General features: G+C 68.6%; 24 protein-coding genes and 2 tRNA genes. 9 read left to right on the plus strand and 17 right to left on the minus strand.

Features of this window, described 5'->3' with window-relative positions:
* Positions 1 to 26 precede the first annotated feature (26 nt).
* Positions 27 to 821, plus strand: coding sequence for an SDR family NAD(P)-dependent oxidoreductase (locus tag HQ314_RS02925; RefSeq protein WP_222649232.1), 795 nt, complete (start codon positions 27 to 29; stop codon positions 819 to 821).
* A gap of 13 nt (positions 822 to 834) precedes the next feature.
* On the opposite strand, the gene recG is transcribed toward HQ314_RS02925, so the two are convergent.
* A complete protein-coding gene (recG, locus tag HQ314_RS02930; RefSeq protein WP_222649233.1) occupies positions 835 to 3,063 on the minus strand; it encodes an ATP-dependent DNA helicase RecG in 2,229 nt (742 codons plus the stop codon).
* Between the two features lie 243 nt (positions 3,064 to 3,306).
* Between recG and rpmB the strand changes: the two genes are divergently transcribed.
* Both rpmB and HQ314_RS02940 read left to right on the plus strand, forming a co-directional pair.
* Complete coding sequence (gene rpmB, locus HQ314_RS02935) at positions 3,307 to 3,498, plus strand: 50S ribosomal protein L28 (protein WP_042576517.1); 192 nt, start codon at positions 3,307 to 3,309, stop codon at positions 3,496 to 3,498.
* Positions 3,499 to 3,613: 115 nt separating this feature from the next.
* A complete protein-coding gene (locus HQ314_RS02940; protein ID WP_222630710.1) occupies positions 3,614 to 4,405 on the plus strand; it encodes an enoyl-CoA hydratase/isomerase family protein in 792 nt (263 codons plus the stop codon).
* Positions 4,406 to 4,413: 8 nt separating this feature from the next.
* Here the strand turns inward: HQ314_RS02940 and HQ314_RS02945 are convergent, their stop codons facing one another.
* Genes HQ314_RS02945 through HQ314_RS02960 form a run of 4 tightly spaced genes read right to left on the minus strand, consistent with a single transcriptional unit; the run spans position 4,414 to position 7,057 of the window.
* Positions 4,414 to 5,082: a uracil-DNA glycosylase gene (locus HQ314_RS02945; RefSeq protein WP_222649234.1), complete on the minus strand. Its 669-nt coding sequence runs from the start codon at positions 5,080 to 5,082 to the stop codon at positions 4,414 to 4,416.
* On the minus strand, positions 5,079 to 5,600 hold the full coding sequence (locus HQ314_RS02950; protein WP_222637748.1) for a gamma carbonic anhydrase family protein: 522 nt from the start codon (positions 5,598 to 5,600) through the stop codon (positions 5,079 to 5,081). Before HQ314_RS02950 ends, HQ314_RS02945 begins: the two co-directional genes overlap by 4 nt.
* Positions 5,601 to 5,612: 12 nt before the next feature.
* A complete protein-coding gene (locus HQ314_RS02955; protein ID WP_222649235.1) occupies positions 5,613 to 6,113 on the minus strand; it encodes a GNAT family N-acetyltransferase in 501 nt (166 codons plus the stop codon).
* Entirely contained in the window at positions 6,098 to 7,057 is a 960-nt protein-coding gene (locus HQ314_RS02960) for a thiamine-phosphate kinase (protein ID WP_056445450.1), read from the minus strand. Before HQ314_RS02960 ends, HQ314_RS02955 begins: the two co-directional genes overlap by 16 nt.
* A gap of 132 nt (positions 7,058 to 7,189) precedes the next feature.
* On the opposite strand from HQ314_RS02960, the gene HQ314_RS02965 reads away from it, so the two are divergent.
* Positions 7,190 to 7,762, plus strand: a complete 573-nt coding sequence (locus HQ314_RS02965; RefSeq protein ID WP_027506997.1) for a DUF3515 domain-containing protein — start codon at positions 7,190 to 7,192, stop codon at positions 7,760 to 7,762.
* A gap of 18 nt (positions 7,763 to 7,780) precedes the next feature.
* Here the strand turns inward: HQ314_RS02965 and HQ314_RS02970 are convergent, their stop codons facing one another.
* Positions 7,781 to 8,887 carry a D-alanine--D-alanine ligase family protein gene (locus tag HQ314_RS02970; protein ID WP_222649236.1) on the minus strand — a complete coding sequence of 369 codons (1,107 nt, stop codon included), beginning with the start codon at positions 8,885 to 8,887 and terminating at the stop codon, positions 7,781 to 7,783.
* A 53-nt stretch (positions 8,888 to 8,940) separates the two neighbouring features.
* Positions 8,941 to 9,939: an NAD(P)H-dependent glycerol-3-phosphate dehydrogenase gene (locus tag HQ314_RS02975; protein ID WP_027506999.1), complete on the minus strand. Its 999-nt coding sequence runs from the start codon at positions 9,937 to 9,939 to the stop codon at positions 8,941 to 8,943.
* A 126-nt stretch (positions 9,940 to 10,065) separates the two neighbouring features.
* Between HQ314_RS02975 and cofC the strand changes: the two genes are divergently transcribed.
* The 3 genes from cofC (at position 10,066) to HQ314_RS02990 (ending at position 14,025) form a co-directional block, all read left to right on the plus strand.
* Positions 10,066 to 10,764 carry a 2-phospho-L-lactate guanylyltransferase gene (cofC, locus tag HQ314_RS02980; RefSeq protein WP_222649237.1) on the plus strand — a complete coding sequence of 233 codons (699 nt, stop codon included), beginning with the start codon at positions 10,066 to 10,068 and terminating at the stop codon, positions 10,762 to 10,764.
* A 186-nt stretch (positions 10,765 to 10,950) separates the two neighbouring features.
* On the plus strand, positions 10,951 to 13,080 hold the full coding sequence (locus tag HQ314_RS02985) for an RNA degradosome polyphosphate kinase (RefSeq protein WP_231476464.1): 2,130 nt from the start codon (positions 10,951 to 10,953) through the stop codon (positions 13,078 to 13,080).
* A gap of 9 nt (positions 13,081 to 13,089) precedes the next feature.
* Positions 13,090 to 14,025, plus strand: coding sequence for an NUDIX hydrolase (locus HQ314_RS02990; RefSeq protein WP_222649238.1), 936 nt, complete (start codon positions 13,090 to 13,092; stop codon positions 14,023 to 14,025).
* Positions 14,026 to 14,102: 77 nt separating this feature from the next.
* Here the strand turns inward: HQ314_RS02990 and HQ314_RS02995 are convergent, their stop codons facing one another.
* From HQ314_RS02995 to leuC, 3 genes are all read right to left on the minus strand, one after another.
* Positions 14,103 to 14,813, minus strand: coding sequence for an HU family DNA-binding protein (locus HQ314_RS02995; protein ID WP_222649239.1), 711 nt, complete (start codon positions 14,811 to 14,813; stop codon positions 14,103 to 14,105).
* Between the two features lie 161 nt (positions 14,814 to 14,974).
* Positions 14,975 to 15,583 (minus strand): 3-isopropylmalate dehydratase small subunit, encoded by a 609-nt coding sequence (gene leuD / locus HQ314_RS03000; RefSeq protein ID WP_027507004.1) that lies wholly within the window; start codon positions 15,581 to 15,583, stop codon positions 14,975 to 14,977.
* 54 nt (positions 15,584 to 15,637) lie between these two features.
* Positions 15,638 to 17,056: a 3-isopropylmalate dehydratase large subunit gene (gene leuC / locus HQ314_RS03005; RefSeq protein ID WP_204867952.1), complete on the minus strand. Its 1,419-nt coding sequence runs from the start codon at positions 17,054 to 17,056 to the stop codon at positions 15,638 to 15,640.
* Positions 17,057 to 17,117: 61 nt separating this feature from the next.
* Here leuC and HQ314_RS03010 point away from each other — a divergent pair, with 61 nt between their 5' ends.
* Complete coding sequence (locus HQ314_RS03010; RefSeq protein ID WP_027507006.1) at positions 17,118 to 17,819, plus strand: IclR family transcriptional regulator; 702 nt, start codon at positions 17,118 to 17,120, stop codon at positions 17,817 to 17,819.
* Positions 17,820 to 17,862: 43 nt separating this feature from the next.
* Here the strand turns inward: HQ314_RS03010 and HQ314_RS03015 are convergent, their stop codons facing one another.
* The 6 genes from HQ314_RS03015 to HQ314_RS03040 form a co-directional block, all read right to left on the minus strand.
* On the minus strand, positions 17,863 to 18,693 hold the full coding sequence (locus tag HQ314_RS03015) for a glycosyltransferase family 2 protein (protein WP_222649240.1): 831 nt from the start codon (positions 18,691 to 18,693) through the stop codon (positions 17,863 to 17,865).
* A gap of 108 nt (positions 18,694 to 18,801) precedes the next feature.
* Positions 18,802 to 18,874 (minus strand) — tRNA-Glu (locus HQ314_RS03020).
* An 83-nt stretch (positions 18,875 to 18,957) separates the two neighbouring features.
* A tRNA-Gln gene (locus HQ314_RS03025) sits at positions 18,958 to 19,029 on the minus strand.
* A gap of 87 nt (positions 19,030 to 19,116) precedes the next feature.
* A complete protein-coding gene (locus tag HQ314_RS03030; protein WP_037187043.1) occupies positions 19,117 to 20,103 on the minus strand; it encodes a YihY/virulence factor BrkB family protein in 987 nt (328 codons plus the stop codon).
* 36 nt (positions 20,104 to 20,139) lie between these two features.
* Positions 20,140 to 21,624, minus strand: coding sequence for a glutamate--tRNA ligase (gene gltX / locus HQ314_RS03035; protein ID WP_027507009.1), 1,485 nt, complete (start codon positions 21,622 to 21,624; stop codon positions 20,140 to 20,142).
* Positions 21,621 to 22,391 carry a fumarylacetoacetate hydrolase family protein gene (locus HQ314_RS03040; protein ID WP_027507010.1) on the minus strand — a complete coding sequence of 257 codons (771 nt, stop codon included), beginning with the start codon at positions 22,389 to 22,391 and terminating at the stop codon, positions 21,621 to 21,623. The genes gltX and HQ314_RS03040 overlap by 4 nt, the downstream gene beginning before the upstream one ends.
* Positions 22,392 to 22,522: 131 nt before the next feature.
* Here HQ314_RS03040 and HQ314_RS03045 point away from each other — a divergent pair, with 131 nt between their 5' ends.
* Complete coding sequence (locus tag HQ314_RS03045) at positions 22,523 to 23,728, plus strand: MFS transporter (protein WP_222637758.1); 1,206 nt, start codon at positions 22,523 to 22,525, stop codon at positions 23,726 to 23,728.
* Here HQ314_RS03045 and HQ314_RS03050 read toward each other — a convergent pair.
* Positions 23,717 to 24,730, minus strand: a complete 1,014-nt coding sequence (locus HQ314_RS03050) for a 3-isopropylmalate dehydrogenase (protein ID WP_222637759.1) — start codon at positions 24,728 to 24,730, stop codon at positions 23,717 to 23,719. The two genes, HQ314_RS03045 and HQ314_RS03050, sit on opposite strands and share 12 nt — an antisense overlap.
* Positions 24,731 to 24,746: the final 16 nt, after the last annotated feature.

Here is a 24,746-nt window from a genome sequence, read left to right on the forward strand (position 1 = left end):
CCCCCACACCTGTATCGGAGATCACCATGTTCGACACTCTGGCCCGACCGGCCACCGTCAGCCGTACCGCCGTCGTCACGGGAGCTGCCTCGGAACGGGGCCTCGGCCGCGCGACCGCGGCGTTGTACGCCGAGCAGGGCTGGGCAGTCGTCGTCCTCGATCTCGACGGGGAGGCCTCGGCCAAGGTCGCCGCGGACATCGCGAATGCGTACGGCGTCCGGGCCTTCGGTCACGAGGTCGACGTGGCGGACGAGTCGTCCGTGGAGCGAGCTCGTGCGGCCGTGGCCGCCGAGGTCGAGTCGGGATCGCTCCCCACCGTGGGCGCCCTGGCGAACATCGCCGGCATCACGTCTCCGGTGCCGTTTCTCGAGACGACGCTGGACCTGTGGAACAAGGTGATGGCGGTCAACGCGACCGGCACCTACCTCGTCACGAGGGCCTTCCTCCCCGCGATGATCGATGCCGGGTGGGGACGCGTGGTCAACATGTCGTCGGTGTCGGCTCAACGCGGCGGCGGCGTGTTCGGCAAGGTGCCCTACTCCTCGGCGAAGGCGGCGGTTCTCGGTTTCACCAAGGCGCTGGCCCGCGAGATCGGACACACCGGTGTCACGGTGAATGCTGTCACGCCGGGCGCCGCGGACACCGCCATCCGGGTGGGGAGCACGCCCGAGCAGGAGCAGGCGATCGCCGACGGCATCCCGGTGGGACGCGTCGCCACGGCTCGTGAGGTCGCCGCGATCATCACGTTCCTGTCGTCGGAGGACGCGTCCTACCTGACGGGCACCACCCTGGACATCAACGGGGGAAGCCACATGCACTGACCGGGTCGCGTGTTCACGCCTTGTCGAGGAAGTCCACCCTGGTCGCGTCCACGGCGGATCGCATCATCGCCGCGAGACCGGGGTGCTCCACGAGGCCCGGGTCCCGATCGACGACGTCGCGGGCGAAGGTCTGGGCCGCGGTGATGATGTCGAGGTGATCGAGGAGTGACAACAGTCGCAGGGTCGTCGTGGTGCCCGACTGCGCTGCGCCCAACACGTCACCCTCCCGGCGTTGCCGTAGATCGAGAACGGCGAGCTCGAACCCGTCGGTCGTCGCCGCGACGGCGTCGAGCCTCGCGTAGGTGGGGGTGCCCGGTGCGAGCTCGGTGAGCAGGATGCACAGACCCTGGTGGCCGCCACGACCGATGCGGCCACGCAACTGATGCAGCTGACTCACGCCGAACCGGTCGGCGTCCACGATGACCATGACCGTGGCGTTGGGGACGTCGACACCGACCTCCACCACGGTGGTGCAGACGAGGACGTCGATGTCGCCGTCGTTGAACGCGGACATCACCTCGTCCTTCTCCTCCGTGGGCAGCCGCCCGTGCAGCAACCCGACGCGCAGGTTCGACAGAGCGCCGGCGCGGAGCGACTCGTACACATCGACCGCCGACGCGGTGTCCGGAGTGTCCTTGCCGAGATCCTCGGGCTTCTCGTCGCCGATCCGCGAACACACCACGTAGGCCTGGCGGCCGGCCGCCACCTCCTCGGAGATCCGGCTCCACGCTCGCTCGACCCAGGCAGGTCTGTGCTGGGCGGGAACGACCGAGGTGCGGATGGGCGCGCGTCCGCGGGGAAGCTCACGCAGGGTGGACGTGTCGAGATCGCCCAGCGTGGTCATGGCGATCGTCCGCGGAATGGGCGTGGCCGTCATGACCAGCAGGTGCGGGCTGACGCCCTCTCTCGCCTTCGCGCGCAACGCGTCCCGCTGCTCGACTCCGAAGCGGTGCTGCTCGTCGACCACCACCATCCCGAGGTCGAAGAACGACACCGTGCTCTGGATGAGTGCGTGAGTGCCGATGACGATGCCTGCGTCTCCGGTCACGATCGACAACAGCGCGGCACGTTTCGCGGCCGTCGACATCGATCCGGTCAGCAGCACCACTCGGGTGGCGCGGTCGGGCGCACCCAGTTCCCCGGCCGTCGCGAGCGCCCCGAGTTGCCGCGTGATCGACCGGTGGTGCTGTGTGGCGAGCACCTCGGTGGGTGCCAGCAACGCGCACTGCAGTCCCGCGTCCACCACCTGCAGCATGGCGCGCAGAGCGACGATCGTCTTGCCCGATCCCACCTCACCCTGCAGGAGCCGGCTCATCGGCCGAGTGCGGGACAGGTCGCTCTCGATCTCCTCGGCGACCTCCTTCTGCCCGTCGGTCAGCTCGAACGGCAGCACCTCGTCGAAGGCGGCGGCGACACCGTCGGCCACGCGCGCGCAGGCCGGCGCCGTGCGCACCGCCACCGAGTGGCGCCGTTCGGCGAGCACCAACTGCAACGCCGTCGCCTCGTCGAAGCGCAGACGGTAGCGCGCGTTCTCGATGTCGTCCTCGGACTCCGGAAAGTGCACGACCCGCAGTGCGTCGTCGAGGCTCATCAGCGCGTGCTCGGCGCGCACCGTCTCGGGCAGCGGATCCTCGACGCGATCGAGCTGGTCCAGGACCTGACGCACGCAGCGCAGGAAGGTCCAGCTCTCGACCTCCCGCGTCGCCGCGTACATGGGAAGGAACGGAAGCGACAGCATGGACATGTTCACCGCACCGGAACTGTCCGTGGCGCCGCGAGCCATGCCGGCGAGCTCGCCACCGCCGTGCGGGCGCCCCACCAGGTCGTCCTCGTCGCCCTCGAGCATCAGGTAACCGGGGTGGTTCAGCGACCAGGACGTCCGGAACCACTTGACCGTGCCCGAGAACATCGCGCGCGATCCCACCGTGATGTTGTGACGCACCTTGTGACCGTTGAAGAAGGTGGCGGAGACGTTCTGACCGTCGCACGTGAGCACGACCTTGAGCATGTGGCCCTTGCGCGCCTTCATGGGCACGAGGTCCGCCTTGGACACCTTCCCCACGACGGTGATGCGTTCACCGTCGTCCGGGTCCTTGCGGGCCAGCTCCTGACCCTGTGTCACGTAGCGGAAGGGGTAGTGACGAAGCAGGTCCTCGACCGTGACGAGACCGAACGCCGTCTCGAGCGGATCGGCGGCCCTGCGACCCAGTACGTGGTCGAGCCGGTCACCGAGCTGAACCACCGCGCTGCTCCCGTCCTGATGCTGCCGCCATCTGTGCGACCATTCCACCAGGCACCTGCGGCATCGGCGCGTGCGGGCCGGTTTGGACTCGGGGCACCCGAGCGGCTAGTCTTGCAGGGTTGCGTCTGACGCGTCCGGCATGCCCGGAGGTATCGGGCGCAGTTGTACGAAGATCTTGCCCCACACCGGCCACGGTTCGAATCGTGTCCCGGTCTCACCTCGAATACCAAGGAGTTCGCGACTATGGCTGCCGTCTGCGACGTATGCGCCAAGGGACCCGGCTTCGGTAAGTCGGTTTCGCACTCGCACCGCCGTACCAACCGTCGCTGGAACCCCAACATCCAGACCGTCCGCGCGCAGGTCGCGCCGGGTAACTCTCGTCGGCTCAATGTGTGCACCTCGTGCCTCAAGGCCGGCAAGGTGGTCCGGGGCTGACGTTCCCGCACGACATTTTCACGACAAGGCCCCGATACCTCGGTATCGGGGCCTCTGTCATCTCCGGCGACTCTGTCGTTTCCGGAGCCGAGCGGTCCTGGTCTAAGTTCGAACGATGACCGAATCAGTCGACCCCCCGGCCACGTCCCCCGTCACCGTCGAGGACGGTGTCCTGTACGTACGGGTGGCGACGCCCCGCGGCGGCAACGTGCTGAACGGCGAGGCGATGGCCGCAGGCGCTGCGTCGCTGTCCGATCTCGACGAGTCCGTGGGCGCCGTGCTGCTCGTCGGCGCCGAATCCAACTTCTGCGCCGGTGGCGACGTGCGCGCCTTCCACGGGGCGCCCGACAGAAGCGCGTTCGTCCGGCAGCTCGCCGACACGTTCCACGATTTCGTCCGCGCGCTCACCTCGGTGTCGGTCCCCGTCGTGGCGGGAGTGCCGGGCTGGGCAGCGGGCGCGGGCATGTCGCTCGTGTGTCACGCCGACATCGCGATCGGCGGTCGATCCACCCGGCTCCGTCCCGCGTATCCGGCGCTCGGCTTCACTCCGGACGGCGGTCTGACGTGGGCGCTCCCCCGCATCATCGGCACCCGCCGCGCGCGCGACATCCTGCTCACCGACGGCGTTCTCGGCTCGGACGAGGCCTACCGCCTGGGTCTGCTGACACGGTTGGTCGGTGACGACGTCATCGCATCGGAGGCCGAGCGGGTGGCGCGCTCTCTCGCGGCCGGGCCCACCGAGGTGTCCCGTGCGACCAAGCGGTTACTGCTCGCCTCGGACTCCGCGACGCTGTCCGATCAGCTCGACGCCGAGACCGACTCGATCTCTCACCAGGCGTCCACCGCGGACGGTATCGAGGGTGTCGACGCCTTCGTGGAGAAGCGCCGGCCGTCCTTCGGCCACTGACGGCCGCCTCAGTCCAGACGCCAGTCGACGGGTTCCTCGCCCAGCGTCGCGAAATGGTCGTTCACGGTGCTGAACGGCCGTGACCCGAAGAACCCCCGCGACGCGGACAGCGGTGAGGGATGGACGGACTCGACCGTGGGCGTGGACCCGAGCAGCGGCTTGGCCGTCGCGGCGTCGCGTCCCCAGAGGACCGCGACCAGGGGGCGGCCGGGTCGGTTCACCAGAGCGGTGATCGCCTGCGCCGTCACCGCTTCCCAGCCCTTGCGCCGGTGCGACGCCGCCTTGCCCGGTTCCACGGTCAGAACACGGTTCAGCAGGAGCACACCACGATCGGCCCACGGAGACAGATCACCGGTACTGGGTGTCGGCAGGCCGAGATCGGCGCTGTACTCGGTGAAGATGTTCGCGAGGCTGCGCGGGACCGGCCGCACGTCGGGCGCGACCGAGAAGCTCAGTCCCACAGCATGTCCCGGCGTCGGATAGGGATCCTGTCCCAGCACCAGCACACGCACCTCCTCGAACGGGCGGCTGAAGGCGCGCAGCACGTCCTCCCCGGCGGGCAGGTAGCCTCGCCCGGCGGCGTTCTCGGCGCGCAGGAAGTCGCCCATCCGGGCGATGTCGTCGGCCACCGGACCGAGCGCGGACGCCCACCCCGGATCCGCGACGGGCGCCGTCACGACAGCACGCGCAGCGCGCCCCGGTAGTACTCCGCATTGGCCTTGTACATCGCGACGTTGACGTCCACGTGCCCCTCCGCCACCTCGTGGCTCTCGCGGACCTTGGCCGGAACCCCCAGTGCCATCCGACGTTCGGGCACGACGGCGTCGAAGGGGACCACGGCGCCGGCGCCGACGATCGCGCCGGATCCGATGGACGCGCCGTTGAGGACGACACTGCCCGACGCGATGAGGCACGCGTCTCCGATGGTCGCCCCCTCGACGTGCGCGTTGTGCCCGACGACGCACCCGGCGCCGATCACGGTCGGATGGATCGGCGTGCAGTGCACGACGGTGCCGTCCTGAATGTTCGTGTCCTGCCCCACGGTGATGGTCCCGTAGTCGCCGCGCAGCACCGCCCCGGGCCACACCGACACTCCCGCAGCGAGTGTCACCGCACCGATGACGACGGCATCGGGATGCACGTAGGCGGTGGGGTGGATGTCGGGTTCACGGTCACCGAGTGCGTAGACGGTCATGGCTCCAGCATGTCATTCGGTCAGATCCTTCACCATGCACACCGACTGCTCCTCGTGCCGGTAGAGGCCGAACTTCGGTACGAGCGGGCGATACCCACTCGAGGTGTAGAGGCCGATGGCCTCGGGTTGACGCAATCCGGTCTCGAGGACCAGTCGTAGCCGGCCAGCGTCGCGGGCGGTGTCCTCGATCGTCCGCAGCAGGGCACGCGCGACGCCCGCGCCTCGCGCCTCGGTGCGGACGTACATGCGCTTGATCTCCGCGTCGCCGGTGCGCAGGCCCTCCGCCTCGGGTCCTCCGTGCTCGTGGGTCCGCCAGCCGCCCATACCGACGACGGCGCCGTCCAGGACGGCCTGCAGCATCACGCCGTGCGGCGGCAGGAACTCTCGGACGTCGAGCGGCGTCTCGTCGGGGCCGCCGTAGCGGCGCACGTACTCCTGCTGGACCTCGTCGATCATCGCGACCACGTCCGGGTCGTCGAGCCGAGTGGTCGTGACCGTCAGAAGCTCGTCCATGCCGCAGGTCCTTCCCATCGCACACCGTCCACCGTGACTCCTGTTCCCGCACTCACGGATCCGATCCGGCGCCAGCCGGTCGGCACGTCGTCGGAGGCGAAGGTCGCGAGCAGCACGTGGTCCTCCCCGCCGCCGAGAGCCCAGTGCAGCGGGTCGACGCCGAGTTCGGTGCCGGCGTGCACCACGTCCTCGGGGATCTCCATGTCGGCCGACGAGATGTCGAGCCGCACAGCGGACATCGCCGCCAGATGTCCCGCGTCGCCGATCACGCCGTCGGACACGTCGCACATCGACGACGCTCCCGCGCGCGCCGCGGCCGGACCGTCGGCGGGATCGGGCGTCGGGACGCGATGTGCTGCCAGCAGATCCGGGTGGGTGGTCGAGCCCGCCTCGTACAGTGCCCACCCGGCAGCGGACCGGCCGGTGGGCCCGGACAGTGCGAGCACGTCCCCCGGCCGGGCACCGGACCGCAGCACCGGGGGTCGACCCTCGAGGTCACCCAGCGCGGTGATCGACAACACCAGCCGGTCCCCTCCCGTGACGTCCCCGCCGACGATCGACGCGCCGACTCGCGTCGCCTCCGCCCACAGACCCGCGGTGAGCGCGTCCACGTCCGACACCGCGGTGGTCGACGGGCACGACATCGAGACGAGGAATCCCGTGCACCGCGCGCCCATCGCGGCGATGTCCGCGGCGTTCTGCGCGATGGCCTTTCGGCCGACGTCGTGGTGACTCGACCAGTCGAGGCGGAAGTGTCGACCCTCCACCAGCATGTCGGTCGTGACGACGACGCGGGAATCGGGGGCGGCGATCACCGCCGCGTCGTCCCCCGGCCCGATCGCGACCGATGGGGGGTGGACACGGCCGGCCGTCGCGCGGCCGATGAGTGCGAACTCACCGAGGTCCCCCACCGTCCCGGTCGCGGGATCGTCCGCCTGTGACACAGAACTCCTCCATCACCGTCGTGGATCACCGTCGTGCAGCATCCCACGGGGCCTCGTCGTCGTCACGCATCCGGGCCCCCGTCAGGGCGCGGGTAACGTTTCCGCCGAGACCGTTCGACACGAGGGAGCACGATGACGCAGGACGAACCGACCGCGACGGACGAGTCGGCCACGGGTCTGCACCCTGCTCTGATCGCCACCGCGATCGCCCTGCCCGTCGCGCTCGTCGTCGGCATCATCGTCGCGGCGGTCATGGCGAACAGAACTCCCGTCCGCGAGCCCGTCGCTCTCGGCGCGGTCCCCTCGCCGCTCGCCGAGAGCACCCAGTGCGCGACGTTGCTCGGCGCACTGCCCGAGACGTTCGACTCGTTCACCCGCGCCGAGCTGGCCGACCCCGCGCCCGTGGGTGCGGCCGCCTGGCAGTCCGAGGACGTCACCGACCCCATCGTGCTGCGGTGTGGGCTCGAGCGTCCGGCGGAATTCGATCAGGCCGCCGCTCTCGACGTCGTCGACGGCGTGCAGTGGTTCCGGGTGTCGGGCGCGGATCAGGGCCTCGCCGCGAGCACCTGGTTCGTCGTCGACCGGGGCGTGTACGCCGCGGCCACCATCCCCGACGGCACGGGCCCCACACCGATCCAGGCCCTGTCTGCCGCGGTGTCGGGAGCCCTTCCGCAGACGCCGCTGGACCCCGCTCCGATCAACTGATCCGGCAGGGCCGACCTCTCACCGCAGTCCGGTCCCCCGTGCGAGCGCGGTGTCGACGAGAGTGCCGACGAGCTGCGAGTAGCCGACGCCCGTCGCCTCCCACATCCGCGGGTACATCGAGATGGCCGTGAAGCCGGGCATCGTGTTGATCTCGTTGATCACCGGACCGTCGTCGGTCACGAAGAAGTCGACGCGCGCGAGACCTTGCAGATCCAGCGCAGCGAAGGCACGGACCGCGATCTCCCGCAGCACCGTCGAGACGTCGTCGTCCAGCAGGGCCGGGATGTCGAACTCGACCACGTCGTCGAGGTACTTGCTGTCGAAGTCGTAGAACGTCGCACCACCGGCCGACGCCGAGGCCTCGTCCATGCGGATCTCGGCGACGACGCTGGCGCGGACGGAGCCGTCCGGCATCTCCAGGACACCGCACTCCACCTCGCGGCCGACGATGGCGGCCTCGATCACGACTTTCGGATCATGTTCTCGCGCAACGGCCACCGCGTCGTCCAACTCGGCCCAGTCGACGATGCGCGTGATCCCGATCGACGATCCGCCGCGGGCCGGCTTCACGAACGCGGGGAGACCGATGACGTCGCGCTCGTCGGAGGTCAGGGTCTCGCGATCGCGGCGCAGGACGACCTGGCGCCCGACGGGAAGGCCCTCGGCCGCGAGCAGCTTCTTGGTGAACTCCTTGTCCATCGCCGCGGCGCTCGCGAGGACTCCCGGTCCCACGTAGGGGACGCCGGCGACCTCGAACAGCCCCTGGACCGTGCCGTCCTCGCCGTAGGCACCGTGCAGCACCGGGAAGACGACGTCGACCGCACCGATGTCCTCGGCCGTCCCGTCGACGGAGCGCGTGATGCGACCGGGGTTCTCGGGATCGACTCCGAGAGCGAGCGGGACGCCCGCACCGGCGACCGACGGGAGAACCCGATCCCGGATCTGCAACTCCGTCGGGTCGGCGGTGCCCTCGACCCACGTTCCGGCGCGCGTGATCCCGATGGGGATCACGTCGAAGCGGTCGGAGTCGAGGTGACGCATGACGCTTCCTGCCGAGACGCAGGAGACGGAGTGTTCGTTGCTTCGACCGCCGTAGATCACGGCGACCTTGATGGGATCGGTCACGTGAGCACCGTACCGGCGAACCCCGGACGAGGCGTGACGCGCACCGCCGCGGTTCACTCCGGCTTGTGACGACGCCCCAGGAGGCTGTGGACGGCGTCCGGAACGGAGAGGCCCTCGTGGCAGACCCGGTGGACCGCATCGGTGAGCGGCATCTCCACGTCGTAGGCCTCCGCGAGAGCTCGGATGGATGTGCACGACTTCACACCCTCGGCCACCTGACCGTGCGCCGCTTCCTGCGCACTCTCCAGCGAGCCACCCGACCCCAGCCGCTCGCCGAACGTGCGATTACGCGAGAGCGGGGACGAGCACGTGGCGACGAGGTCACCCACCCCGGCGAGACCCGCGAGCGTCGACGGGTTGGCGCCGAGCGCGACACCGAGACGGGTCACTTCGGCGAGACCGCGGGTGATGATGCTGGCGACCGAGTTCTCCCCGAAACCGATACCCGCCGCCATGCCGCACGCGAGGGCGATGACGTTCTTGCACGCACCGCCGATCTCGCACCCGATGACGTCGGAGTTCGTGTACGGGCGGAAGTAGCTGGTGGCACACGCCGACTGGAGCGCGATCGCGCGATTGGAGTCCGGGCACGCGATGACCGTCGCGGTGGGTTGCTCGGCGGCGATCTCCTTGGCGAGGTTCGGTCCCGACAACGTGCCGACGCGACTCGGGTCCGCACCGGTGACCTGACAGATCACCTGCGACATGCGCATGAGGGTCCCCGTCTCGATGCCCTTGGCGAGCGAGAGCAGGGTGACGTCCGACCCCATCAGCGGTGCCCATTCCGCCAGGTTGGCGCGCAAGGCCTGCGAGGGCACCGCGAGGACGACCGTGCAGGCCCCGTCCAACGCCTCCGCGGCGTCGTGAGTCGCTCGAATGGCCGACGGCAGTGCGACTCCCGGAAGGTAGTCGTCGTTCCGGTGGTTCTCCTGGATGGACGTCGCGAGTTCCTCTCGACGCGCCCACATGGTCACGTCGGTGCCCGCGTCGGCGAGCACCTTCGCGAACGCGGTTCCCCACGAACCGGAACCGAGCACCGCTGCCTTGACCATGACCCAGCCTTTCCTCGATCGACACGAGGCCGTCGCCCGCTCGGCAGCCCTGGCGGCTCACAGTAGCGATGTCGGAGGCCTGCCGAACGAAGTCGGCGGTAATGACTGCTGGCAGGATCGACGGTCATGAGCACGCCCAGTCGACCTCCGACCGACACCGCCCCACGGCGCGGTGTCCATCTCGTGCTCGCGGTGAAGAACCTCGTCGACGCGAAGAGCCGACTGTCCACGACCTTCCCCGGCGACGAACGCGCCGAACTCGTGCTGGCGATGTTGCGCGACACCGCGTCGGCCGCCGCAGCGGCGGATGTCGTCACCGGATGGTCGGTCGTCACGCCGGACTCTCGCGTCGCGAGCGTCGCGGTCGCCCTCGGCGGACACACGGTGTCCGAACCCGAGTCGGGTGCCGCCACCACCGTGGAGCGACTCAACCGCGCCCTGTCCGCAGCGGACGACGCGATCAGTCACGCCCACGGCGGCGACGTGATCGCCCTGCAGGCCGACCTCCCCGCCCTGCGCACCGCGGAACTGGTCGCGGCCTACGCCGCCGCTCCCCCGGACACCCGCTCGGTGGTGATCGATCACACCGGAACCGGAACGTCGGCCCTGATCGTGCGGGGTCGCCCCCGGCGCCTCGAACCACGGTTCGGTCCGGACTCGGCCTCGCGCCACGTCGATTCCGGGGCGTTCCCTCTCCGCGGCACCTGGCCGGGTCTGCGTCTGGACGTGGACACGGCGGACGACGTCCGCGCCGCCCTCGACCTGGGGGTGGGGCCGCACACCGCCGCGCTGCTCGCCGAGCTCGGCTGGACCGCCGCGCGCTGACACGGCCGGGCGAGGCCCGTCGCGAATTCGCACGCGGTCGACTACTCGCGCACGGCCCGCGTGAGGGATGATCGACGCGTGACCAACGAGGCGACCGAAAGCACGACCGACGCCCCTTCCCGTTCCGGGGCCCCCACGAGTTCCGCAGCACCCGGTGACGCCGTCGACGGTGAGTGGAGCGCGCCGCTGGCCAGCCGCGCACCCTCCGCACCCACGGCACCGCCGGCCGCGACATCGGACACCGCGGTGCCGGTGGACCTGCTCCCGGAGGACCGCTATCTCAACCGCGAGTTGAGCTGGCTCGACTTCAACTCACGGGTGCTGGCACTTGCGGAGGACTCGTCGCTGCCGCTGCTCGAGCGGGCGAAGTTCCTCGCCATCTTCGCCAGCAACCTCGACGAGTTCTACATGGTGCGGGTGGCCGGCCTCAAGCGCCGCGACGAGACCGGCCTGTCCGTCCGCTCCGCCGACGGACTCTCCCCCCGCGAGCAGCTGGCGTTGATCGCCCGGCGCACCCAGGAGATCGCCGACCGTCACGCCCGCACCTTCATCGACCGCATCCTGCCGGAGCTGGCGAACGAGGGGATCTCGGTCATCCGGTGGTCGGAGGTCACCTCCGACGAGCGAACCCGTCTGACACGGTATTTCACCGAGCAGGTGTTCCCCGTCCTCACCCCGCTGGCCGTGGATCCCGCCCACCCGTTCCCGTACATCTCCGGACTGAGCCTCAATCTCGCTGTGACGGTGAAGGACTCGACCACGGGCGGCGAGCACTTCGCCAGGGTGAAGGTCCCGGACAACGTCGATCGGTTCGTGCAGTTGCACCGAGGCGACGTCGGCGCCGTGCCCGCGTTCCTTCCCATGGAGGAGCTCATCGCGGCGCATCTCGACGTTCTGTTCCCGGGACTCCAGATCGTCGAGCACCACGCCTTCCGCATCACGCGCAACGCCGATTTCGAGGTGGAGGAGGATCGGGACGAGGACCTCCTGCAGGCCCTCGAGCGCGAACTCGCGCGCCGCCGTTTCGGATCGCCCGTGCGCCTCGAGGTCGCGGACGACATGACCGACCACATGCTCAGCCTGTTGCTGCGCGAGTTGGACGTCGATCCCGGCGACGTCATCCAGGTGCCGGGACTGCTCGATCTGTCGTGCCTCATGCAGCTCTACGGCGTCGACAAGCCCGTCCTGAAGGATGCACCGTTCGTGCCGGCGACGCACCCCGCCTTCGGAGAGCGCGAGACGCCCAAGTCGATCTTCTCCACGCTGCGCGACGGGGACGTGCTGCTGCATCACCCGTACGACTCGTTCTCCACCAGCGTGCAGCGCTTCATCGAGCAGGCGGCAGCCGATCCGCACGTGCTCGCCATCAAGCAGACCCTCTATCGGACGTCGGGCGACTCCCCCATCGTCAACGCACTGATCGCCGCGGCGGAGGCCGGCAAGCAGGTCGTGACTCTCGTGGAGATCAAGGCGCGCTTCGACGAACAGGCCAACATCGCCTGGGCACGCAAACTGGAGCAGGCCGGCGTGCACGTGGTCTACGGGTTGGTCGGTCTGAAGACCCACTGCAAGACGTGCCTCGTCGTCCGCCGCGAAGGCGACACCATTCGCCGGTACTGCCACATCGGCACCGGCAACTACAACCCCAAGACCGCCCGACTCTACGAGGACGTGGGTCTCATCACGGCCGCCGACGAGATCGGCGCCGACCTCACCGACCTGTTCAACTCGCTCACCGGTTACTCGCGCAAGGAGCAGTACCGGAACCTCCTCGTCGCGCCGTTCGGTGTGCGGGCGGGAATCGTCGAGCGCATCGAGGCCGAGGTGCGTGCGCACAAGGACGGCGCGAAAGCCCGAATCCGCCTGAAGGCCAACGCACTCGTCGACGAGCAGGTGATCGACGCGCTGTACTGGGCGTCCACCGAGGGCGTCCAGGTCGAGGTGGTCGTGCGCGGTATCTGCGCTCTCAAGCCGGGCGTACCCGGTCTCAGCGAGAACATTCAGGTGCGGTCGATTCTCGGACGGTTCCTCGAACACTCGCGTGTGTTGCACTTCGAGGCGATCGACGAGTTCTGGATCGGCAGCGCGGACATGATGCACCGCAACCTCGATCGACGCGTGGAGGTCATGGCTCAGGTGAAGGACCCGAAGCTGTCCGGTCAGCTGAACTCGATGCTCGACTCGGCCATGGACGTCACGACCCGCTGCTGGGTACTGCAGTCCGACGGCGCCTGGACGGCGTCCCCCGCGAGCGGCGAGACGGTGCGGGATCACCAGGTGTCCCTCATGCGCCAGCGTCGCTACACCGGATCGTGAGGTGGGTCGATGAGCAGCTCACGCGCATCGAAGACGCCTGATCCGGTCCTGGCCGCGGGTGCGGTGCTGTGGCGTCCGGGCCCCGAGGGCGACGAGCCGATGGTGGCGCTGGTGCATCGACCGCGCTACGACGACTGGTCCCTTCCGAAGGGCAAGGTCGAGGCCGACGAGGTACCCGCTGTCGCCGCCGTCCGAGAAGTGTGGGAGGAGACCGGTTTCCGGTGCGTTCTCGGACACGGTCTCGGAACCACCACCTACCCGCTCCCGCGCTCGAAGAAGATCAAGCAGGTGGACTACTGGGCCGCTCGAGTCGTGGACGGCGAGTTCGCCGTCAACGACGAGGTCGACGAACTGCGGTGGCTCACACCCGCCGAGGCTCGTGATCTCGCGACCTACGAGGCGGACCGGGACGTCGTCGGCCGTTTCGCGCAGCACCCGGTCCCGACGAGTACGGCTGTGCTGGTGCGCCATGCGCGGGCGGGGAGCAAGGCTCGCTACAAGGGGGACGACGCCGAACGGCCTCTCGACAGCGTCGGGGTCCGCCAGGCGGCCGCACTGGTTCCTCTGATCCAGGCCTACGGCGGCACCGACGGATTCACCGCCGAGCGTGCTCGGTGCGTCCAGACCATCGCGCCGTGGGCCGAGTCCGTCGGAGTCGATCTGGCCCTGGAGCCCACGCTGACCGAGGAGGGGTACGCGCAGGATCCCGACAAGGGACGTCAGCGCGCACGCGAGATCATCGCCTCGACGTCCGGCGTCCCGGTGATCTGCAGTCAGGGCAAGGTGATTCCGAACCTGATGGAGTGGTGGGCCGAGAGCGACGGCGTCGAACTCTCCCGCACCCGATCACGCAAGGCCAGCGTTTGGGTGCTCAGCTTCGTCGGTGGTGTGCTGGTGGCAGCGGACTACACCGATTCGCCACTCCCGCGTAGCCGGCACGACTGAACTGCCGGCACGGCCGACACGAACACGAAGGAGCCCCGGACCGATGGTCCGGGGCTCCTTCGTGCCGAACGGGAACGTTACTTGCGTGCAGTACGTTTCGCCGGCGCCTTCTTGGCGGGCGCCTTCTTCGCGGGCGCGGCCTTCTTGGCCGGGGTGGTCTTCTTGGCTGCAGTCTTGGCCGGTGCCTTCGTCGCCGTGGTCTTCTTCGCGGCGGCCGTGGTGGTCTTCTTGGCTGCCGTCTTGGCGGGTGCCTTGGTGGCGGTGGTCTTCTTGGCTGCCGTCTTGGCCGGTGCCTTGGTGGCCGTGGTCTTCTTCGCCGCCGTCTTGGCCGGTGCCTTGGTGGCCGTGGTCTTCTTCACCGCCGTCTTGGCGGGAGCCTTGGTCGCCGCCTTCGCGGGAGCCTTGGCCGCGGTCTTCTTCGCCGCCGCCGTCTTCTTCGCTGCCGCAGTCTTCTTCGCGGGGGCTGCGGAGGCGCCACGCTTCACGGCGGGGCCCGTGGCGGACAGCTTCTGGCCACCGGCGATGACGGCCTTGAACTGAGCACCGGGACGGAACGCGGGAACGGACGTCGGCTTGACCTTGACGGTCTCGCCGGTGCGCGGGTTACGAGCGACGCGGGCCGCACGGCGACGCTGCTCGAAGACACCGAAGCCGGTGATGGTGACCGACTCGCCGCGGTGCACGGCGCGCACGATGATGTCGACGATGTTCTCGACAGCGTCCGTGGCGCTCCGGCGATCCGCGCCTGTCTTCTCGGTCAGGGCGTCGATCAGTTCTGCCTTGTTCATCGGTGATTCCTCCGCATACTGATTGGCCCGTCGTCGGACCGACTGAGTACCACGGTAAACCGGAAATGCGCACGAGTCCACGAGCCACGCCAAAACAGTCTGTTCGCTGTAATCGTCGCAGCCACAATGAGTGTCGCGGGAAGGACCTTTTCGGCCCGGAATCACCGAGCCTGATCGGGCGCCGGAAGTGTCTTCGGCTTCCATTCCGGACGCGACTTCTCGAACTCGGAAATGGCCTCTACCTGGCGTAACGTCAGCGCGACGTCGTCCAGCCCCTCCAGCAGACGCCACCTCGTGTAGTCGTCAATATCGAAGCGCACCACCAGTGTTCCGGCGCTGATCGTCTTCGTCTCGAGGTCGACGGTGAGTTCCGTCCCGGGGCGCTCGTCGAGCAATTTCCACAGCAGTTCCACATCCGATTGCTCGACAACGGCGGCCAGCAGACCCGCCTTTCCGGCGTTTCCGCGGAAGATGTCGGCGAATCTGGACGCGATCACGGCCCGGAATCCGTAGTCCGAGAGTGCCCACACGGCGTGCTCCCGAGAGGACCCGGTGCCGAAATCGGGTCCGGCGACGAGAACCGAACCCTTGTCGAACGGCGGGGTGTTGAGGACGAAACCGGGATCGGTGCGCCACCCCGCGAAGAGCCCGTCCTCGAAACCCGTTCGGGTCACGCGCTTGAGGTACACGGCGGGGATGATCTGGTCGGTGTCGACGTTGCTGCGGCGCAGCGGGACACCGATTCCGGTGTGCGTGGTGAACGATTCCATGACGAGCTCCTGACGGGGCGTAAAAGGGACGGGGCGGACGGATTCTCGGTCGACTCAGCCGAGATCGGCGGGAGCCGACAACCGTCCACGCACCGCGGTGGCGGCGGCGACGGCCGGCGAGACGAGGTGCGTACGGCCGCCCTTGCCCTGGCGCCCTTCGAAGTTGCGGTTCGACGTCGAGGCCGATCGCTCACCCGGAGCGAGCTGATCGGGATTCATGCCGAGACACATCGAGCACCCCGCCTGGCGCCATTCCGCCCCTGCGGCAGTGAAGATCGCGCCCAGTCCCTCGTCCTCGGCCTGTGCGCGCACGCGCATCGAGCCGGGAACGACGAGCATCCGCACACCGTCGGCAACGGTACGGCCGTCCAAGATCTTCGCTGCCACACGGAGATCCTCGATCCGACCGTTGGTGCAGGACCCCAGGAAGACGGTGTCGACCGCGATGTCGCGCAACGGCGTGCCCGGCTCGAGACCCATGTAGGTGAGCGCCTTCTCGGCGGACTGACTCTCGCCCTCGTCGAGGATCTCGGCCGGATCGGGTACCGACGCACTGAGGGGGGCGCCCTGACCCGGGTTGGTGCCCCACGTGACGAACGGAGTCAGCGCCGACCCGTCGATCCGCACTTCCTTGTCGAAGACGGCGCCGTCGTCGGTGACGAGCGTGGACCAGTCGGCGACGGCCTGCTCCCACAGCTCACCGGAGGGAGCGTGCGGCCGACCCTTGATGTACTCGAACGTGATCTCGTCGGGGGCGATCATGCCCGCGCGCGCGCCCGCCTCGATGGACATGTTGCAGATGGTCATCCGCGCTTCCATCGACATCTTCCGGATGGCCTCGCCGCGGTACTCGATGACGTAGCCCTGCCCACCGCCCGTACCGATCTGTGCGATGACCGCCAGGATCAGGTCCTTGCTGCCGACGTCGTCACCGAGCTCGCCGTCCACCGTGACCGACATGGTCTTGAAGGGGCGCAACGACAGTGTCTGGGTCGCCAGCACGTGCTCGACCTCACTGGTGCCGATGCCCATCGCGAGGGCACCGAACGCGCCGTGCGTCGAGGTGTGGCTGTCCCCGCACACGACAGTGGTTCCCGGCTGCGTCAGACCGAGCTGGGGCCCGATGATGTGCACGATGCCCTGCTCGATGTCGCCCATCGAGTGCAGGCGGATGCCGAACTCCTCGCAGTTGCGCCGCAGGGTGTCCACCTGCGTCCGGGAGACGAGATCCGCGATCGGCTGGTCGATGTCGACCGTCGGGACGTTGTGGTCCTCCGTCGCGATCGTCAGATCGGGCCGGCGCACGGGCCGACCGGCCAGACGCAGTCCGTCGAACGCCTGCGGGCTGGTGACCTCGTGCACGAGGTGGAGATCGATGTAGACGAGATCCGGCTTGGTCGCGTCACCCTCACCACCGCCGCGAACGACGACGTGCTGATCCCAGACCTTCTCCGCCAGGGTCTTCGCTGCCATGACTCCACCTTTCGACCGACGACGATCACCATCTCACGTTGTGAGACGCTAGTATCGCTACATGGGACAGCATAGCGGCATCGGCGTTCTGGACAAAGCAATGAGCGTTCTGCAGGCTGCGTCACTCGAACCGTGCAGCCTCGCCGACCTGTGTTCCGCCACCGGACTCCCCCGCGCCACCGCGCATCGGCTCGCCATCGGACTCGAGACGCACCGCATGCTGAGCCGTGACGCCGACGGACTGTGGCGACCGGGGCCGGCGCTCGCCGAACTCGCGCACACCGCCGAGGACCCTCTTCTCGACGCCGCGGCCACGGTGCTGCCACGGCTGCGCGAGATCACCGGGGAGAGCGTGCAGGTCTACCGCATCGACGGCACGGTGCGCGTGTGCGTGGCCTCCATGGAACCTCCCACCGGGCTGCGCGACACCGTGCTCGTCGGCGCCCGCCTCCCCCTCACCGCCGGCTCCGGCGCCAAGGTGCTGTTGGCGTGGGCCGACCCCGCACTACAGCGCAGCGTCCTCCCCGACGCAGCCTTCGGTGAGCGGGTGCTCGCCGAGGTACGCAAGCGCGGCTGGGCCCAGAGCGCCGCCGAGCGCGAGCCCGGCGTCGCCAGCGTCGCCGCACCGATCCGCGGACGCGACGACCGCGTGGTCGCCGCGATCTCCGTGTCCGGCCCGATCGACCGCATGGGGCGCCGCCCCGGAGCGCGCTGGGCCGCCGACCTTCTCGCGGCCGCGGACGCCGTGCAGAAGCGCCTCTGAGGCGGAGCCCGGCCGATCCGGGGGTTCGGTATCGCGTACCGGATCAGCCGTGCGAACGCTCGCCCCACCGTTGGCTCCGACGCTGCGCCGACCGGGTCACCGGAACGTGCCCTCTCGACGAGACGGCGTCGGAGCGCTCGAACTCGTGCACTGTCGGCTGCGGCGTGGACAGCCACTTCCTCACGTTGCCCCGGTGCAGGCGCAGCACACCGCCCACCATGCCCACCGCAGACTTGGCGAGATACTTGCGGTTGCCCATCATCGCGATGGCCGTTGCGCGGCCGAAGTGGTTGATGAACGCGCGCTCGGTGACATAGCTGCCGAATCCCTCTGCTGTGGCGCGGATGCAGAAGTCGACGTCCGCACCCCAGCCCGTGGACCCGAAGTTGCGTTCGTCGTACCCGCCGAGTGCGAGCCAGGTGTCCTTCGTGATCGTCATGGCGGTTCCGTCCACGGCGAAGCACTTGCGGTACCGGTCGACCGGGACGTAGTCCTCGGCGGGCCCCGAGTACGTCGTCTTCATGTCTCGGTGGCCATAGGCATCGTCGTAGACCGGCACGACGATGCCCGCATCGGACGGCAGTTGCGGGTCGGTCACCGCGTCGAGGAACCCGCGGGACAACCGCGTGTCGTTGTTCAGCGTCATCGCATGGGTGTGGCCGTCGCTGAAGGCGATGCGGAACCCGAGGTTCGACCCGCCGGCCCAGCCGAGATTGCGGCCGGGCGTGACGACGCGCTCGTCGGCGAGCGGGATGTAGTCACCGCGGTTGTCGATGATCACGAAGGTGGCGTTCTCCCGCCGCAGATCCTTCACCAAGGCATGGGTGTATTCGATCTGGCCGTAGACGGGAACAGCAATCAGTAGTGAAGACACACAAACAACGTACGACAATCGGACACTCGCCCACCAGTCGAACCAAACCATCTGGTACCGCATCGACGAAAACGAGGACCACCGCATCGCGGTGGTCCTCGAGTGTTGTAGCCCCGACGGGATTCGAACCCGCGCTACCGCCTTGAGAGGGCGGCGTCCTAGGCCGCTAGACGACGGGGCCAGGATCTTCATCTGTGAATCAGGTGGAGCAACCGGAAGAGCATAACCGGCCGAGAGCATCCGACGAAATCGGGTGTTTCTCTGCTGGGGTACCAGGACTCGAACCTAGAATGGCGGTACCAGAAACCGCTGTGTTGCCAATTACACCATACCCCAATGGCCTGGTCCGGCCGCGTTCTCCGGGCCGTTTCGAGCCGTGGAGAACACTACCAAACACCATCCCGCATTCACCAAATCGGCTGGTCAGCGGGCTGAGTCGGTCGACTGCGACCCGTCGGGCTCGCCGAAGGTGACCTCGATCTCCTCGAAACCCTTGCTTCGCTGCGCCTCCGCCTGTGCCGTGTACGCGTCTCGATCACCGTCGGTCAGTTCGACGTTGTCCGTGAACGGGGTGAGCAGAGCGCGCGGGTGCAACCTGTCGGTCCGCACGACGTTCACCTCGATGCACAGCACCAACACCAGCGAGGAGATGTAGAGGAACGCGAGCAGCCCGAGGACGATCGCGAACACACCGTTGGTGGTGTCCGCACCGCCGACGACGCGTTGGACGTACAGCCCACCGAAGGACTGCAGGGCCTGCCACAGCAGCGCGCCGATGACGGCTCCGGGAAGCACGTCGCGCACGCTCACCGCACGCGTGGTCCCGAGCCGGAACGCCACGACGAACGTGGCGGTGTTGAGCACGATCGCCGCGATCGTGACGAGCACCTGTGCGACCGTGCCGAAGAAGCCCGCCGCGTTGAAACCGTTCAGGACCGTGACGCCGATGACGGCCGTCCCGACGGTCAGCAGCAGGCCGAAGCCGCGCACCCGCGCCCGAACGGGATCGGGGCGATCGTTCTTCGGGACGGACCAGGCGACGTTCATCGCGTTCTGTGCGGCCACCGCCACACCCAGGCCGCCGTAGAGCGATCCCAGGACACCGATGACGATGGCCCCGGTCCCCCCGCTCAGCCCTTCCGGTTGGCCGAGTTGTTCACCGATCAAGGGGATCTGGCTCATGGCCGAATCGATGATCCGTTGCTGCAGTTCGGGATCACCGGCCAGGACGATGCCCAGGACGGTGGAGAACAGCAGCAGCAACGGGAACAGCGAGATGAAACCGAAGTAGGCGATGAGCGCTGCCAGGTAGCCACCCTGGTCGTCGAAGAACTTGTAGAACACGGCCAACGGGAATCCCATGGCGGGATGCCGCTGCTGAAATCTGTCGATCCGATCGGTGAAGCTCATCACCACACCCTTTCGCCCGAACTGCCCCGAGTCACCTCAGACGATCGACGCACGGGCCGACCGCAAGCGGGCCAGCGTCAGCTCCCGGCCCAGCAGCACCATCGACTCGTACAGCGGTGGGCTGATGTGGGAACCGGTCACCGCCACGCGCACCGGCGCGAACGCCTTACGCGGCTTCAGCTCCATCTCGTCGATCAGCGCGACCTTGAGAGCCGACTCCAAGGCCTCCGCAGTCCACTCCGGTGCGCCCTCGACGGCGCTCACCGTCGCGTCCAGAACGGGTGCCGCGTCGGCGCCCAGATTCTTGGCTGCCGATGCCGGATCGACCGTGAACTCGTCGGCGGGGGCAAGCAGGAACTTCAGCAGTCCCCAGGCGTCGGACAGCACGACGATGCGCGTCTGCACCAGTTCCGCGGCCTCGGCGAACGCTGCGTCCGACACCCCGATCGGATGGCCGTGCGTCTCGAGATACGCCCGCAGGCGCGCGGCGAAGTCGGCCGGCTCGAGCAACCGGATGTGTTCGGCGTTGATGGCGTCGGCCTTCTTCTGATCGAAGCGGGCCGGATTCGAGTTGACCGTCGAGATGTCGAAGGCACCCACCATCTCGTCGAGCGAGAACACGTCCCGGTCCTCGGAGAATCCCCACCCGAGGAGAGCCAGGTAGTTCAGCAGACCTTCGGGGACGAACCCGCGCTCCCGGTGCAGGAAGAGATCGGCCTCGGGGTCGCGCTTCGACAACTTCTTGTTGCCCTGCCCCATCACGAACGGGAGGTGCCCGAACTGCGGAATGCGTTCTGCCACACCGATGCGCACGAGGGCTTCGTACAGCGCGATCTGACGCGGGGTCGAGGACAGCAGGTCCTCACCGCGCAGGACGTGCGTGATCTTCATCAGCGCGTCGTCCACGGGGTTCACCAACGTGTACAGCGGGACACCGTTGCCGCGGGTGAGCGCGAAGTCGGGGACCGTGCCGGCGCGGAACGTCGTCTCGCCGCGCACGAGGTCGTTCCACGACAGATCGTGATCGGGCATACGCAACCGGACGACGGGCTTACGTCCCTCGGCGCGGAAGGCCTCCCGCTGCTCGTCGGTCAGCGTGCGGTCGTGATTGTCGAAGCCCAACTTCGGATCCCGGCCGGCCGCGAGATGCCGCGCCTCCACCTCCTCCGGTGTGGAGAAGCTCTCGTACGCCTCCCCCGCGTCGACGAGCTGCTGCACCACGGCGAGGTGCTGATCGCGGCGCAACGACTGCCGGTACGGCTCGTACGGCCCACCGACCTCGGGACCCTCGTCCCAGTCGAGTCCGAGCCACCGCAGCGCGTCGAGCAGCGCCTGGTACGACTCCTCGGAATCACGTGCGGCGTCGGTGTCCTCGATGCGGAACACGAATGCGCCGCCGTGATGGCGGGCGAACGCCCAGTTGAACAGCGCCGTGCGCACCAGCCCGACGTGCGGGGTTCCGGTGGGCGACGGGCAGAACCGGACGCGGACGTCGGATGCGGGAACGCTCGCGGCGGTCACTTGTCCACCACCGGATTGGTCAGCGTGCCGATGCCCTCGATCTCGACGGACACGCTCTCGCCCGCCACGATCGGCCCCACGCCTTCCGGGGTGCCGGTCAGGATGACGTCGCCGGGAAGCAGCGTCATCACCGACGAGATCCACTCGATGATCTTCGGCACGTCGTGCAGCAGGAGCGACGTACGGCTGTTCTGCTTCACCGCGCCGTCCACCGTGGTGGTCAGAGCGAGATCCGAGGCGTCGAGCGAGGTCTCGATCCACGGGCCGAGTGGGCAGAAGGTGTCGTAACCCTTGGCGCGGGTCCACTGACCGTCGTGGCGCTGGTTGTCGCGGGCCGTGACGTCGTTCGCAACGGTGTAGCCGAGCACCACGTCGAGAGCGCGTGCTGCCGGAACGTCCTTGCACGGACGGCCGATGACCACCGCGAGCTCACCTTCGAAGTGGACCTCGGACGACGTCGGTGGACGCACGATGTTCGCACCGGGTCCGACGATGGACGTGTTGGGCTTGATGAAGATGACCGGGTCCTCGGGTGCGTCAGAGCCCATCTCCGCGGCGTGCGCCGCGTAGTTCTTGCCGATGCAGATCACCTTGCTGGCCAGAATGGGCGCCAGCAGGCGGACATCGGCCAGGGACCAGCTCCGGCCGGTGAAGGTGGGTGTGCCGAAGGGATGTTCCGCGATCTCTCGCGCCGTCCTCTCGTCTCCGTCGCCTTCGATGGCGACGAATGCAACACCGTCGGGACTCGCTACTCGACCAAGACGCATGGCGGAAGTCTATCGAGCGGCGTCGAGCGGACACCGGCGGGCGACGAACGACGATCACGTACGGGGTAGCATCGGCGACCGGGAGTTCAACAGGCGAGAATGTTATCCCATATAGTGAGAACGGAGCCGGTATGAGTCGCGTCCAGCGCTACACCACGTCCACGGCGGGTCGGTGGGCGATGCTCGTGATCGGCATGCTCGCGACGGCCTCCACGGCACTGCTTCTCAACGGCGCCGCCTTCCTCATCCCCGCACTTCGGGATCAGCGCGGACTCTCGCTCGCGTCGGCGGGTCTGGTCGTGGCGATGCCGACGGCCGGCATCGTCCTGACTCTGTTCGCGTGGGGCGCCGTCGTCGACCGCGTGGGCGAACGGCGATCCCTGATCGCTGGTTCCGTGCTGACGTCGATGGCCGCCTTCTGCGCCGCCGCGACGGAGTCCACGGTGGCGCTGGCCGTCTTCCTGCTGCTCGGCGGCATGGCCGCCGCCAGCGTGAACTCCGCCACCGGACGCGTGGTGGTGGGGTGGTTCCCTCCCCACCGCCGCGGCCTGGCGATGGGAATCCGGCAGATGTCACTCCCTCTCGGAGTCGCGCTGTCCGCGTTGCTGATTCCCGGTATCGCCCGCGATCACGGAGTGGGAACCGCGATGCTCCTTCCCGCGGTCGCGTCCGCCCTCTCCGCTCTCGCCTGCCTCGTCGGTGTGTTCGATCCGCCGCGGCCCTCCCGATCGGCCGCCTCGAGTGCCGATCTCCTCGCCAACCCCTACCGCGGGCGTCGCGATCTCTGGCGCATACACGGTGCGTCGGTCGCGCTGGTGGTGCCGCAGTACGTGGTGTGGACGTTCGCCCTCGTCTGGCTCGTGGACCAACGGGCCTGGTCCCCGGAGGCCGCCGGTGTCCTGATCACCGTCTCGCAGATTCTCGGAGCGGGAGGACGCATCGCCGCCGGCGCAGTGTCGGACCGGGTGGGCAGCAGACTCGGACCGATGCGGTGGGTCGCCGTCGGCGTCGTGGCAGTGATGGCCGCGCTGGCGATCGCGGACGCCGCCGGCCTCGCGGTATCGGTGGTGATACTCGTGGTCGCGTCGGTGGCGACGGTGTCACCCAACGGGCTCGCATTCACCGCCGTGGCCGAGCGGGCGGGTCCGTTCTGGAGCGGGCGAGCACTCGGCGCGCAGAACACCAGTCAGTTCATCGCCGCGTCGGCGGTTCCCCCGGTGTTCGGCGCCCTGATCACGCACACGTCGTACGCGGTGGCGTTCGGGGTGTCCGCGGCGATCGCGCTTCTCGCGGTACCGACCATTCCGCGAGAAGCGCGAGACCGACTACACCAGTGAGGCGATCCGATCGCCGATCGTCGCGGTCGTGCCCGGGTCCCCGGCGGTGCGCGTCGCCAGGTCCTGCGCGACGGCGGACTCGACGCGCGCCGCCGCCTCGGTCTCGCCGAGATGTGCGAGGAGGAGCGACACCGACAGGATGGCGGCCGTCGGATCGGCGATTCCCTTGCCGGCGATGTCCGGCGCACTGCCGTGCACGGGCTCGAACATGCTCGGATTCGTCCGCGTCGCATCGATGTTCGCGCTCGCGGCCAGACCGATACCACCGGCGACCGCGGCCGCGAGATCGGTGATGATGTCGCCGAAGAGATTGTCGGTGACGATCACGTCGAAGCGGCCCGGGTCGGTCACCAGGTGGATCGTCGCCGCGTCGATGTGCTGGTACGCCACCTCGACGTCGGGGAACTCTGCGGCGACCTCGTCGACCGTCCGCTTCCACAGCGATCCCGCGAACCCCAGCACGTTCGTCTTGTGCAGCAGGGTCAGGTGCCTGCGACGACCCATCGCTCGCGCGAAGCCGTCACGGACCACGCGCTCCACACCGAACCGCGTGTTGAGGCTGACCTCGGTGGCGACCTCGTGCGGAGTGCCGACGCGGATGGCGCCGCCGTTGCCCGTGTACGGGCCCTCGGTGCCCTCCCGCACGACGACGATGTCGACCGGCTTGTTGCCCGCCAACGGACCGACGACACCCGGGTACAGCTTGGACGGGCGCAGGTTGATGTGGTGATCCAGCGCGAATCGTGCGGTCAGCAACAATCCGCGCTCGAGCACACCGCTGGGCACCGACGGATCACCGATGGCGCCGAGCAGGATGGCGTCGTGGCCGCGGAGCTCCTCGAGCACCGACGGCGGCAGGATCTCCCCCGTCGCGTGATAGCGCCGTGCACCCAGGTCGTACTCCGTGGTCTCCGCACCGGGCGCGACCACCTCGAGCACCTTGAGTGCCTCGGCCACCACCTCCGGTCCGATGCCGTCTCCGGCCACGACACCCAGCTTCATCGAAGTCCCCTCGTTC

It is taken from the genome of Rhodococcus sp. BP-332, assembly GCF_019836065.1.
Lineage (GTDB): Bacteria > Actinomycetota > Actinomycetes > Mycobacteriales > Mycobacteriaceae > Rhodococcoides.